The sequence below is a fragment of the Phenylobacterium immobile (ATCC 35973) genome (assembly GCF_001375595.1).
Taxonomy (GTDB): domain Bacteria; phylum Pseudomonadota; class Alphaproteobacteria; order Caulobacterales; family Caulobacteraceae; genus Phenylobacterium; species Phenylobacterium immobile.
In genome coordinates this window covers 1619588-1632769 of the sequence record NZ_CVJQ01000001.1, presented here as the reverse complement: position 1 = coordinate 1632769, position 13182 = coordinate 1619588, and the positions used below count along the sequence as shown (strand labels likewise).

9 protein-coding genes and 1 tRNA gene are annotated in these 13182 nt (G+C 60.2%); 8 read left to right on the top strand and 2 right to left on the bottom strand.

What is annotated here, in order from left to right; translation table 11 throughout:
• Position 1: 1 nt before the first annotated feature.
• Positions 2–1174 carry a ribonuclease D gene (rnd, locus tag BN1313_RS07875; protein WP_091738737.1) on the bottom strand — a complete coding sequence of 391 codons (1173 nt, stop codon included), beginning with the start codon at positions 1172–1174 and terminating at the stop codon, positions 2–4.
• A 93-nt stretch (positions 1175–1267) separates the two neighbouring features.
• Between rnd and purM the strand changes: the two genes are divergently transcribed.
• Positions 1268–2293, top strand: a complete 1026-nt coding sequence (gene purM / locus BN1313_RS07870) for a phosphoribosylformylglycinamidine cyclo-ligase (RefSeq protein ID WP_091738734.1) — start codon at positions 1268–1270, stop codon at positions 2291–2293.
• A gap of 56 nt (positions 2294–2349) precedes the next feature.
• Here purM and tig read toward each other — a convergent pair whose 3' ends face one another.
• Positions 2350–3708, bottom strand: coding sequence for a trigger factor (gene tig, locus BN1313_RS07865; RefSeq protein WP_091738731.1), 1359 nt, complete (start codon positions 3706–3708; stop codon positions 2350–2352).
• 341 nt (positions 3709–4049) lie between these two features.
• Between tig and BN1313_RS07855 the strand changes: the two genes are divergently transcribed.
• From BN1313_RS07855 to BN1313_RS07825, 7 genes are all read left to right on the top strand, one after another.
• Positions 4050–5348 (top strand): site-specific integrase, encoded by a 1299-nt coding sequence (locus BN1313_RS07855; RefSeq protein WP_091738728.1) that lies wholly within the window; start codon positions 4050–4052, stop codon positions 5346–5348.
• Between the two features lie 41 nt (positions 5349–5389).
• Positions 5390–5474, top strand: a tRNA-Leu gene (locus BN1313_RS07850).
• A gap of 285 nt (positions 5475–5759) precedes the next feature.
• A complete protein-coding gene (locus tag BN1313_RS07845) occupies positions 5760–5966 on the top strand; it encodes a type II toxin-antitoxin system Phd/YefM family antitoxin (protein ID WP_091738725.1) in 207 nt (68 codons plus the stop codon).
• A gap of 9 nt (positions 5967–5975) precedes the next feature.
• Positions 5976–9005 carry a type I restriction endonuclease subunit R gene (locus BN1313_RS07840; RefSeq protein ID WP_091738722.1) on the top strand — a complete coding sequence of 1010 codons (3030 nt, stop codon included), beginning with the start codon at positions 5976–5978 and terminating at the stop codon, positions 9003–9005.
• Positions 9006–9123: 118 nt separating this feature from the next.
• The gene (locus BN1313_RS07835; RefSeq protein ID WP_218054332.1) at positions 9124–10287 is read left to right on the top strand and encodes a restriction endonuclease subunit S; all 1164 of its coding nucleotides are present in this window, start codon (positions 9124–9126) and stop codon (positions 10285–10287) included.
• Positions 10284–11537, top strand: coding sequence for an ATP-binding protein (locus BN1313_RS07830; RefSeq protein WP_091738699.1), 1254 nt, complete (start codon positions 10284–10286; stop codon positions 11535–11537). Before BN1313_RS07835 ends, BN1313_RS07830 begins: the two co-directional genes overlap by 4 nt.
• Positions 11534–13156 (top strand): type I restriction-modification system subunit M, encoded by a 1623-nt coding sequence (locus BN1313_RS07825; protein ID WP_091738696.1) that lies wholly within the window; start codon positions 11534–11536, stop codon positions 13154–13156. Before BN1313_RS07830 ends, BN1313_RS07825 begins: the two co-directional genes overlap by 4 nt.
• The last annotated feature ends 26 nt before the right edge of the window (positions 13157–13182 follow it).

The window sequence follows — 13182 nt, the reverse complement described above, 5'->3', positions numbered from 1 at the left end:
GTCAGGTCGACGCCTTAGGCGCCCGGCGGACCTCAACGACGCGCACACGAGCGCCGTCCAGCACCAAGGCCAACTCCCCGCGCTTCAGCTTGAGAGCGTCCTCGCCAAAGGCTTCGCGCCGCCAGCCAGTCAAGGCGGCGGTCGCCGCCTCGTCGCTGTTGGCGATGAGTTCCAGGTCCGACACCGTCGCGATCAGCTTGGACGCGACGCCCGCCTCTTCCGCCCGCGCCTTCAGAAGCACCTTCAGGAGCTCCACAACGGCGCCGGCCGCCGGAGACGGCGCATGGCGCGCGCGCTCGATCACCGGGGCGTAGGCCTCATGGTCCTTGAGCGCCTCGCGGATCGCCGACAGCAACTCGGGCCCGTAACGCGAACCGGAAAAGCCCTTGGGCGCTGAGCGCAGGCGGTCCAGTTGTTCAGCGTCAGTCGGCGCCTGGGTGGCGATCTCGTCGATCGCCTCGTCCTTCAGGATGCGGCCACGGGGCTGGTCGCGGGTCTGAGCCGTGCGTTCACGCCAAGCGGCCACGGCGCGATAGACCGAAAGATACTTCGACGTGTGCCGACGCGGGCGCAGGCGCTTCCAGGCGTTCTCGGGATCGACGTCGTAGTTGGCCGGGTCGTTCAGGCTGGCCATTTCATCAGTCACCCAGGCCAACCGGCCCTCATCTTCCAGCCGCTTGCGCAGCATCGGATAGAGCTCGGCCAGGTGGGTGACGTCGGCGATCGCGTAGGTCAGCTGGTTGTCCGACAAGGGCCGCCGCGCCCAATCGGTGAAGCGGCTGGACTTGTCGAGTTCGATCTTGAGCATTTGCCGGACGAGAGCGTCATAGGCGATCTGCTCACCGAAGCCGGCGGCCATGCCGGCCACCTGCGTGTCGAACAGCGGCGTCGGCATCGCGGACAGGTTGTTGAAGATCTCCACGTCCTGGCGGGCGGCATGGAAAACCTTGAGGATGGCCGGATCACGCAGCACGACCAGAAACGGCTCCAGGTCGATTCCGTCGGCAAGCGGGTCGATCGCCGCCTCGACTCCAGGGGCCGCAGCCTGGATCAGACAGAGCTTCGGCCAGTAGGTCGTCTCGCGCATGAACTCGGTGTCCACGGCGACGAAGGGCTGGCCCTTAAGCTTGTCACAGAACGCCATGAGTTCGGCGGTGGTTGTAATCGGCGTCATCAATTAGCTATAGCCCCGCGGGCGTATGAGTCTGCAAGCGCGCGATACGCTCATTTTCCAAGATTCCGTGCGCGCACGGCGCAAGAGGCATTCATGACCGACCAGACGAACGGGCTCACCTACGCCCAGGCCGGGGTGGATATCGACGCCGGCGCCGAACTGGTGGAGCGCATCAAGCCGCTCGCCAGGTCGACGCGCCGACCTGGCTCCGACACCGCCTTGGGCGGTTTCGGCGCGCTCTTTGACCTCAAGGCCGCGGGCTATGAAGATCCGCTGCTCGTCACCACCACCGACGGCGTCGGCACCAAGCTGAAAGTCGCGATCGAGTCCGGCCGCCACGACACCGTGGGCATCGATCTTGTCGCCATGTGCGTCAACGACCTCCTGGCGCAGGGCGCTGAGCCGCTGATGTTCCTGGACTATTTCGCGACGGCGAAGCTGGACGTGGATGCCGCGACCGCGGTCGTCTCCGGCATCGCCGAAGGCTGCCGTCAGGCGGCCTGTGCGCTGGTCGGTGGCGAAACGGCCGAGATGCCGGGCATGTACGCCGCCGGCGACTACGACATGGCGGGCTTCTGCGTTGGTGCGGTTGATCGCGACAAGGTCTTGCCCCGCCTGGGCGACCAGCAGGTCGGCGACATTCTGGTCGGTCTGGCCTCAAGCGGGCCCCACTCGAACGGCTACTCCCTGATCCGCCGTATCGTCGAGCGCTCCGGCCTTGCCTGGGACGCGCCTGCGCCCTTCGAGCCAGGCAAAACCCTCGCCGAAGCGCTGCTCGCGCCCACCCGCATATACGTCCGCTCCGTGCTTCCGCATCTGAAGGCTGGCCGCATCAAAGGTCTCGCCCACATCACCGGCGGCGGCCTGATCGAGAATCCGCCACGGGCGATCGCCGAGGGGCTCGAAGCGCGCTTCGATTGGAACGCCTGGGCCTTGCCGCCTGTTTTCGACTGGCTGCAGCGCACTGGCGGTGTCTCCAACCACGAGCTTCGCCGCACGTTCAACTGTGGTGTCGGCCTGATGCTGATCGTCGCCCCCGACGACCTGCCCGATGTCCTGGAGGGGTTCGCCCGCGCCGAGGAAGTCGCCTTCGTGATTGGCGAATTGGCGGCGGTCTGAACGGAAAACGCCCCGTCGTCTCCGACGGGGCGTCCTGAAATGCGAGGGTCGAGGCCTTAGGCCGCGTAGCCTTCCGGCATCTCGTCTTCCTTCATCAGCTCTTCCTTGGTCACGGCGTTGTCGGTGACCTTGGCCTTTTCGACGATCAGGTCGACGACCTTATCCTCGAAGAGCGGCGCGCGCAGTTGCGCCTGGGCCTGCGGGTTGTTGCGGAACAGCTCAAAGATCTGCTGGGCTTGGGCGCCATAGCGCATGGCCTCCTGGCGCATCGCCTGGTCGAGTTCCTGGGCCGTGATCTCGACATTGTTGATCCTGCCGACCTCGGCGAGGATCAAGCCCAGGCGCACGCGGCGCTCAGCGATCTTGCGATATTCCTTCTCGAGATCCGCATCGGACTTGGCTTCGTCCTCAGGGGGCAACGAGCCGGCGTCCTTGTCCTGCTGTAGCTGTTCCCAAATGCTTGTGAATTCAGCTTCAACCATCTTCGGCGGCAGCGGGAAGTCATGTTTCGCGTCAAGCGCATCCAGCAGCGCGCGCTTCAGCTTGAAACGGCTGGCGCCGGCGAATTGCTGTTCGAGGTTGGTTTTCAGAATTTCGCGAAGCTTCTCGAGACTCTCGAGGCCCAGCTGCTTGGCGAGTTCGTCATCCACGCCGCGCTCGACTGGCGCCTTGATTTCCTTAACCTTGACCTCAAAGACCGCTTCCTTGCCCTTCAGGGTTTCGGCCTGATAGTCGTCAGGAAACTTCACCTTCACCTCGACGTCGGCGCCCGTCTTGGCGCCGACCAGTTGCTCTTCGAACCCCGGGATAAACTGGCCCGAACCCAGGACCAGGGTTGTGTCCTCGGCCGAGCCGCCTTCGAACACTTCGCCGTCGAGCTTGCCGACGAAGTCGATCACGACCTGATCGCCGTCCTTGGCCTTCGCGGTCTTGGCGGTGCGTGTCTCAAAGGTGCGGTTCTGCTTAGCCAATTCGCCGAGCGCCTCATCGACCTCTTCTTCGCCGGGGGCATAGACCGGACGAGTGAGTTCCAGCGTGGCAAGATCCACAGGCTCGAAATCCGGGATCAGATCCATCGAAAGGTCGTAGGCCAAGTCGGCCTTGCCATCGATGACCGCATCCATGTCGCCGGTCGGCTGCAGTTCCGGGTCGCCGGCAGGCCGCAGGTTGTGGTCAGTGATAACCTTTTGGTTGGCCTCGGTGACGGCGGCCTCGACGACCTCGGCCATCAGCGACTTGCCATAGACGCGCTTGACGTGCGCGACCGGCACCTTGCCGGGACGGAAGCCCTTGATATTCAGGGTCGGCGCGATCTCAGCGGCGCGGGTCTCGTAACGGGCGGCTAGGTCAGCAACGGGAACCGTCACACCATAGACGCGGCTCAGGCCTTCACCGGACTTCTCGACGATCTGCATAGCGGCTTCTCAAGGCTTCCTTCAGCGGGCGCGCGATCTGTGCGCTGGCCACGCTTGGCGACGAAAAATGACCGCCGGCGAGTGGCCGGCGGCGGGGCGCTCTTATGTCACGCGCGCGCCACCCATCCAAGCCTAAAGGCCGGACAGCCACGCGCGCTGGTGCGGATGAGAGGACTCGAACCTCCACGCCTTGCGGCGCTGGAACCTAAATCCAGTGCGACTCACAGTCACGTTCAAATTATTGCCGTTTTTCCAAGGGCTTGATGAGTCAGCCCTTTCTCCTGGGTTTGGACACACCGTGGACACGTTGGACACAGCCTTAGTCACGGAAGGCGCTTACGATGACGACCCACACGATGTTCGATGGCCGCCTGCAAGTTTACCGCCGGGCGGACCACGGCCCCTGGCAGGCAGCCGCCCGCGTAGGCGGCCAACGATTCCGCCAGACAACCGGCGAAATGGCGCTGGACCGCGCCAAGGACGTTGCCGAGGAATGGTACCTGGACCTGCGCGGCAAACTCCGCATCGGGCGCCTTCAGCCGGTGGCGCCCAAGGAAAAAACCTTCACCGAAGCCGCGCAGGCCTACCTGCGCGAGGTGCGCGTCCTAGCCGCCTCGGTTCGCAGCCCGGCCTACGTCAAGAACCTTGAGATGCGGATGAACGCGCACGTCCTGCCCTTCTTCAAGGACAAGCCCCTCTCCACCATCAACAAGGGCCTGGTGCAGCGCTATCGCGTCCAGCGCGCGGAGCAGACCATCGCCAAGACCACGGTGAAGGGAAAGGATGGCGCGCCCGATACGCCCGGCAAGCCGCCGGCCCGTAGCACCATGCTCCAGGAAATCGTCATCATCCGTCAGGTGCTCAAGCATGCCGAGGGGCTTGGCTGGATTCCCTACGTCCCCAACCTCTCGACGCCGTACATGACCCAGGGCAAGCGCGGCCGGCGGGCTTGGTTCTCGCATGACGAATACAAGCAGCTTTATCAGGCCACCCGGCGCCGGATCAGCCAGGGCACCCGGCGCGGCTGGAAGCCCCGGTATGAAGACCTGCATGATTTCGTGATCGTGATGGCGAACACCGGCCTGCGCCCTGATGAAGCGTGGAACCTGGAGTTCCGGGACGTCCACATCGAGGACGACTACGCCACCCAGGAGACGATCCTGGTCATCGACGTGCGCGGCAAGACGGGCGTGGGCTACTGCAAAAGCATGCCCGGCGCCGTCCATCCCTTCCAAACCCTGCGCAAACGGCGCGAGCAGCAGCTCAAGGAGGAAGGCAAGTCAGCCGAGCAGATCGGGCGCCAGTTGCCCCTGCTGAAGGTGTTTCCCGCCTACAGCCGCGACCTGTTCAACAAGATCCTCGCGGAAGAGAACCTGAAATTCGACCGCGATGGCCAGCGGCGCACGGCCTACAGCCTGCGCCACACCTACATTTCCATGCGCCTCATGGAGGGCGCGAACATCCACCAGATCGCCAACAACTGCCGCACCAGCGTTCAGATGATCGAGCAATTCTACGCCGCCCACATCAAGGACCGGCTGGACGCCTCCGCCATCAACGTGATGCGCCCCAAGGCGGCACGGAAAGCGGCGCGCAAAAGCGCGCCCAAGGACCAGAGCGCGCCGCAGGCGCACCACTGATCTTGTTGTTCTGTGTCAGCTAGATATACACCTGCCCTAATGCGGGCGTGGCGGAATTGGTAGACGCACTCGGTTTAGGTCCGAACGCTTCACGGCGTGGGGGTTCGAGTCCCTCCGCCCGCACCACCCCGACTTGGGGCTAGCGCCGAACGGCGCGCCATCACTGAAGGGCCGAGCCGAACGGCGAGGACCGCTGGCCTCTTGGCGCCCGAACGGGCGCGGCCATCAGCTACTGGCAAGGGCCGAAGGGCCAGGAGCCTAGGAGCCTAAACTCAGCCTCAACCGATCCTGTCCCGAAACGCGCCTAAGGTGCTATTTCGTACCCCCAAAGGAATCATGTGGGGCGGGGCCAGGTGGGATTGCGTGCCCGCCTAAAATAGCCACTATGGCCATAACGCATGGGGCGCTCTTATGAAAACAATGTCAGCGAAGGACGCGAAAAACGCGTTCGGGCTGCTTCTTGACAGGGCGCTGGCAGAACCGGTGACGGTTGAAAAGCACGGACGCCCTGTGGTCGTCGTGCTGAGCATTGAGGAATACGAACGATTGAAGCGTCGCGAGGACAGGCGTTTGACCAAGACCAAGACAGCCCGTTCAGCTCACATTGAAGAAAACTGAGCATTTTCGATGGCAATTATCACAGCGGAACGCGCTCTCGAGGATGCGTTGGTATCGAAGCTGAGGGACCTCAAGTACGACTATCGCCCCGATATCCGAGACCGCGTCACACTAGAGCGAAATTTCCGGGACAAATTCGAGTCGTTGAATCAGGTCCGACTGACCGATTCAGAATTCTCACGCCTCATGGATGATATCGTCACGCCGGATGTTTTTGCGGCAGCACGAACCCTTCGCGAACGGAACAGCTTCACCCGCGATGACGGCACGCCGCTCAACTATACGCTCGTCAATGTCAAAGACTGGTGCAAGAACTCCTTCGAGGTTGTCAATCAGCTCCGCATAAACACTGATAACAGCCACCATCGATATGACGTTATCCTATTAATAAATGGCGTGCCGGTCGTTCAGATCGAGCTGAAGACCCTCGGCATAAGCCCGCGTCGCGCCATGGAGCAGATCGTCGAATACAAAAACGACCCTGGAAACGGGTATTCCAAGACCATATTGTGCTTTCTTCAGATCTTCATCGTCAGCAATCGCGATCGGACGTTCTACTTCGCGAACAACAATACGCGCCATTTCGCCTTCAATGCCGAGGAGCGTTTTCTTCCCGTCTACGAATTTGCCGATGTCGAGAACAAGAAGATCGTCCACCTCGACAGCTTTGCCGAAACCTTCCTCGTCAAATGCACACTCGGCCAAACCATCAGCCGCTACATGGTTTTGGTCGCCAGCGAGCAGAAGCTCCTGATGATGCGGCCGTATCAGGTGTACGCGGTGAAGGCGATTGTCGATTCCATCGCCCAGGACTGCGGCAATGGCTACATCTGGCACACAACGGGCAGCGGCAAGACGCTGACTTCCTTCAAGGCATCAACCCTGCTGAAGGATAATCCTGACATCGAGAAATGCCTGTTCGTCGTGGACAGAAAGGACCTGGATAGGCAGACGCGCGAGGAGTTCAACAAGTTCCAGGAAGGCTGCGTCGAGGAAAACACCAACACTGCCTCCCTGGTTCGCCGTCTGCTCTCGGACGACTACGCCGACAAGGTCATCGTCTGCACGATCCAAAAGCTGGGCCTCGCGCTTGATGAAAACAGCAAGCGTAACAAACAACAGAAGAAGGACGGCAAGAAAAGCTTCAAGGAACAGCTGGAGCCCCTGCGCGACAAGCGCATCGCCTTTATCTTCGACGAATGCCATCGGTCGCAGTTCGGAGAGAATCACAAGGCGATCAAGGAGTTCTTCCCGCGCGCTCAGCTCTTCGGCTTCACCGGAACACCCATCTTCGATCAGAACGCCGCCCAGCAGAAAATTGAAGACACCCAAGCCAGCATGAAGACGACGGAAGACCTCTTCCAGAAGCGACTTCACACCTACACGATCACCCACGCTATCGAAGACGGCAACGTCCTTCGGTTCCACGTCGATTACTTCAAGCCTCAGGGCAAAACCCTGCCCAGGCCGGGCGAGCCGCTGGCTAAGCGGGCGGTCATCGAGGCGATCCTGTCCAAGCACGACCAGGCCACGGGTCAGCGCCGGTTCAATGCCTTGCTCGCCACCTCGTCAATCAATGACGCCATCGAGTATCACGCGCTGTTCAAGACCATGCAGGCCGAGAAGCAAGCTGCCGATCCCAGCTTCCCGCCGCTGAACATCGCCTGCGTTTTCTCCCCGCCTGCCGAGGGCGATCCTGACGTGAAGCAGATTCAGGAAGACCTGCCGACGGAGAAGGAAGACAACGCGGTTGAGCCGGAAAAAAAGAAGGAAGCCTTGAAGGCCATTCTCGCGGACTACAACGCCGACTACGGCACAAACCACAAGATCGGCGAGTTCGATCTTTATTATCAGGACGTTCAGAAGCGCATCAAAGACCAGCAGTGGCCCGAAGCTGACCTACGGAAAGCCTATCCCACTGTGTCGCGCCACAAGATCGACATCACCATTGTCGTGGACATGCTCTTGACGGGCTTCGATTCCAAGTTCCTGAACACTCTTTACGTCGACAAGAACCTGAAGCATCACGGCCTGATCCAGGCCTTCTCGCGCACCAACCGCGTGCTGAACGCCACCAAACCTTATGGCAACATCCTTGATTTCAGGCAGCAGCAGGCTTCAGTCGATGCCGCAATCGCCCTCTTCTCGGGCGAGGCGGCCGCCGAGAAGGCCCGTGAAATCTGGCTGGTCGACAAAGCCCCCGTGGTCATCCAGAAACTGGAAACTGCCGTCCAGAAGCTCGATACCTTCATGAAATCGCAGGGGCTCGACTGCGCCCCGGATGCGGTGCCCAGCCTCAAGGGCGACGCCGCCCGCGCGGCCTTCATCGAGCATTTCAAAGAGGTCCAGCGGCTAAAGACCCAGCTTGACCAATACACCGACCTGACGCCCGAGAACGCCACGACCATCGAACGGATCCTGCCGCGCGACAACCTTCTGGGCTTTCGCGGCGCCTATCTGGAAACCGCGCAGCGCCTTCGGGCTCAGCAGGGCAATGGGGCGGACAAGCCTTCGCAAGAGGTCGATCAGTTGGATTTCGAGTTCGTCCTCTTCGCTTCGGCTGTCATCGACTACGATTACATCATGGGCCTCATCGCCCGCTATTCAGAGGCAACCCCCGGCAAGCAGAGGATGAGCCGCGAGGAGCTGATCGGCCTCATCCAGTCCGACGCGAAGTTCATGGATGAGCGTGACGATATCGCCGCCTACATAGCCACCCTGAAGGCGGGTGAGGGCCTGAGCGAAAAAGCCATCCGCGAGGGGTACAGCCGCTTCAAGGGAGAAAAGAACTCGGCGGAGCTGGCGGGCATCGCGGGCCAGCACGGGCTGGCGGCCGAGGCGCTGCAAGGCTTTGTCGACACCATCCTGCAACGCATGATCTTTGATGGCGAGGCACTGACCGACCTGATGGAACCCCTTGGCCTGAACTGGAGGGCGCGGCGGGTTAAGGAACTAGACCTGATGGCCGAACTGATGCCGCTGCTGCTGAAGCGTGCCGCTGGCCGCGAGATTTCGGGGCTGAGCGCTTATGAGCAGTAGGTGGAAATCTCCAGCCGCGATTCGCGATGAGTCTGCGTTGGTCCCCAAGCTGCGGTTTCCCGCGTTTCGGGACGCCAAAGGGTGGAGGGAAGCCTCTCTTCAGAACCTGGCCCGACCCGTGACCGATCGGGCGACAACAGGAGATGCGGATAACGTCCTGAGCCTCTCAGGCGAACATGGTCTTGTGCTGCAAAGCGATTACTTTGGCAAGAAGATCGCGGGAGACAGTACCGATCGTTATCTGAAAATTCGCAAGGACGACTTTGTCTACAACGACCGGACAACCAAGGCATCAAGCTTTGGCACGATCAAGCGACTTTCAGACTATTCGGGTGGCATCGTCTCGCCCATCTATAAATGCTTCCGCTTCCAGCCGAGTGAGAACCCAGCTTTCTGGGAATGGTATTTCGAGTCCGGAAGCCATGATCCAGCGCTGGGCGGGCTGGTGAATGAGGGTGCCAGAGCTGGCCGCTTCAATATCTCTGTTACTCAATTCCTGTCGACAAATGCATGGCGACCAGAGGAGCCCGAACAACAAAAGATTGCGAAGTGTCTGGACTCGGTCGACGCGCTGATTGCCGCGCAGCGGCGGAAGGTGGAGGCGCTGAGGGCTCACAAGAAGGGCCTGATGCAGCATCTTTTCCCCCAGGAAGGCGATACCCAGCCCCGCCTCCGATTTCCTGAGTTTGAGGGCGCGCGGGAGTGGGAGGAAGTTCGGCTCAACACATTGGGCGACCTTGTTTCCGGGTTGACCTATAGCCCTGATGACGTTCGGAAAGAGGGACTCTTGGTCCTGCGGTCGTCAAACATCCAAGGCGGGAAGATCGACCTGACGGATTGCGTTTACGTCGACCCGGCCATTAGAGGAGCGAACCTCTCGTTACCGAATGACATTCTGGTCTGCGTTCGAAACGGGTCGACAGCATTGATCGGCAAGACAGCCCTCATCCCAGACGGAATGCCGCTCTGCACACACGGCGCGTTCATGACTGTTTTCCGCTCCCGTGCGCCGAAGTTCGTCTTTCAGCTTTTTCAAACCGCACGATATCAGAAGCAGGTCGCTGGAGACCTTGGCGCGACTATCAACTCCATTAATGGTTCGCAGTTCTTGCGCTATAAGTTCTTTGTTCCGAAGCCCGCTGAACAACAACGCATCGCCGACTGCCTCACCTCCCTCGACGACCTCATCGCCGCCGAGACTCGAAAGCTCGACACTCTCAAGACCCACAAAAGGGGGCTTATGCAGCAGCTTTTCCCGCAGATCCGGAAAAGTGACGCATGAGTACCTACAAGAATCTGAAGACTCTAGTGGGCAGGCTTCGCGATGATCTGAGCAACCCCACGAAGGCTATTTCATTTCTCTTGGTCTACGCTTACAATCGTACCGGCAAGACACGCTTGTCGATGGAGTTTAAGGACGCGGGCAAACGTAAGACGAAGAAGAACCCGGCCGGCACCCCCGACACACTTTATTTCAATGCCTTCACCGAGGACCTGTTCGTCTGGGAAAACGACCTAGAGGGCGACAGCGTTCGCCACATGAAGCTGAACGACAAGTCATCATTCTTCAACGCGATGACCGAACTCGCGCTGGACCAGACGATTGCCGGGTATCTTTACCGATACGCCGATTTCGAATTCGACTTCACCTACAAGGACGTCCCACAAGGCACAGAGACCATCTCCAAGCCGGATTATGTGAGCTTCAGGAAGGACAATCAAACCAACATCAAGGTCTCACGGGGTGAGCAGAATATCTTCATCTGGTGCATCTTCATGGCGATCTGCGAACGGATGCTGGATGGCCATCAATCCTATCAGGGGAAGAAGTACCTCTACATCGACGACCCGATCTCGTCGCTGGACGACAACAACGCGATTTCCGTAGCCTGCGACCTGGCCAAGCTTCTACGCCGGGCGGCTACGCGAAAGGACGGCGACGGAGCGCCCGCCCCGATCAAGGTGATCTTCTCCTCGCACCACGCGCTGTTCTTCAACGTCATGTGCAACGAAGTGGGAAGGCATCCCGAGGGCGAACCCACGATTACCCACAAGCGCTATTTTCTGCACCGCCCAAACAGCGACGGCGCCTACAGGCTTCAGGCGACCAAGGATACGCCCTTCTTCCACCATGTGGCGACGCTCGCCGAATTGCATCTTGCCGCCGATCCACACAGGGGGAAGCTTTACACCTTCCATTTCAATGCCTTGCGCAGCGTCATGGAGAAGACAGCCTCTTTCTTTGGGCATCCGAGCATATCCTTCTGCCTCAAGGCGCTCGACAACGAGGAAGATCGGGCGCTGTTCAATCGGGCTCTCAACCTGCTGAGCCACGGGGCCTATGCCATCCATGAGCCCACTGAAATGGGCGAGGACAACAAGGCACTGTTCCGCCGCATCCTGCGTGAATTCACCGCTCGGTTTGAGTTCGCGTTGCCAGAAATTCTTCCCGCCCAGCCCACAGCACCGGCGCCCGCGCCCGCGCCCGCGCCCGCGCCCGCGCCCGCGCCCCAGGAAGCACCAGCACAATGAACGACCAAATCCAAAAGCAGCTGGGCAAGACGCTATGGAACATCGCCGACCAGCTGCGCGGGGCGATGAATGCCGACGACTTCCGCGACTACATGCTGTCGTTCCTGTTCTTGCGCTACCTCTCGGACAACTACGAGATGGCCGCTAAGAAGGAGCTTGGGTCCGACTACCCAGATCCCAACGCCATCGGTAATGGCGGGCGCTCGCCCCTATCGGTGTGGTACGCGCAGAACCCCGATGATATTTCGGCTTTTGAAAAGCAGATGCGCCTCAAGGCGCACTATGTAATCAAGCCGGAACACCTCTGGACTAGCATTGCCTATATGGCGCGCACCCAGAACGGCGAACTGCTGAACGCCCTGCAGGCGGGCTTCAAATACATCGAGAACGAGTCCTTCCAGAGCACCTTCAGTGGCCTTTTCTCCGAGATCAATCTCGGCTCGGATAAACTCGGACGGAGCTATGCGGACCGCAATGCCAAGCTGTGTGCGATCATTGCAGAGATCGCCAAAGGGCTCGCGGACTTCTCCTCCGATGTCGATGCGCTGGGCGACGCCTATGAATACCTGATCGGCGAATTCGCCGCCGGGTCCGGCAAGAAGGCGGGCGAGTTTTATACGCCTCAGCAGGTGTCTGACATTCTCTCCGGGATCGTAACGCTCGATAGCCAGGAACCGGCCACCGGCAAGAAGGTTCGGCTGACGAGCGTTCTCGACTTTGCCTGCGGCTCCGGCTCGCTATTGCTTAACGTGCGCAAGCGCATGGGGCCGCATGGCATCGGCAAAATTTACGGACAGGAAAAGAACATCACCACCTACAATCTCGCCCGCATGAATATGCTGCTGCACGGCGTGAAAGATACTGAATTTGAAATCTACCATGGCGACACACTAACCAATGACTGGGACATCCTGCGGGAGTTGAATCCCGCCAAGAAGCCCTCCTTCGACGCGATCGTGGCCAACCCGCCCTTCAGCCTCCGCTGGGAGCCGACTGAGGCGATGGGCGACGATGTGCGATTCAAGAATTACGGACTGGCGCCCAAGTCTGCCGCCGACTTCGCGTTCCTCCTGCACGGATTCCACTACCTGAAGGATGAGGGTGTGATGGCCATCATCCTGCCGCATGGGGTGTTGTTCCGAGGAGGGGCGGAAGAGCGCATCCGAACCAAGCTGCTGAAGGACGGTCACATCGATACAGTCATCGGCTTGCCTGCGAACCTGTTCTACTCGACGGGCATCCCAGTTTGCATCCTTGTGCTGAAGAAATGCAAAAAACCCGATGACGTGCTCTTCATCAACGCGGCCGAGCATTTCGCGAAGAGCAAGCGGCAGAACCAGCTCACCGACGAGCATATCGGCAAGATTATCGATACCTACCGCTTCCGCAAGGAAGAGGACCGTTATTCAAGGCGCGTCAGCATGGAGCGCATTGCTGAGGAAGACTACAACCTCAACATCTCTCGTTACATCAGAACGGCCGTGGGCGAGGAAGAAATTGAGCTGTCGGTCATCCAGAGCGAGTTGGTCCAGCTTCAAAAGCAAATCCGGGAAGCGACTTCCAAGCACAACGCCTTCTTGGGAGAACTAGGGCTTTCTCTGTTGCCAGAAGCCGAGTGAGCGCAACCGCTATTCTCAGGCCACGG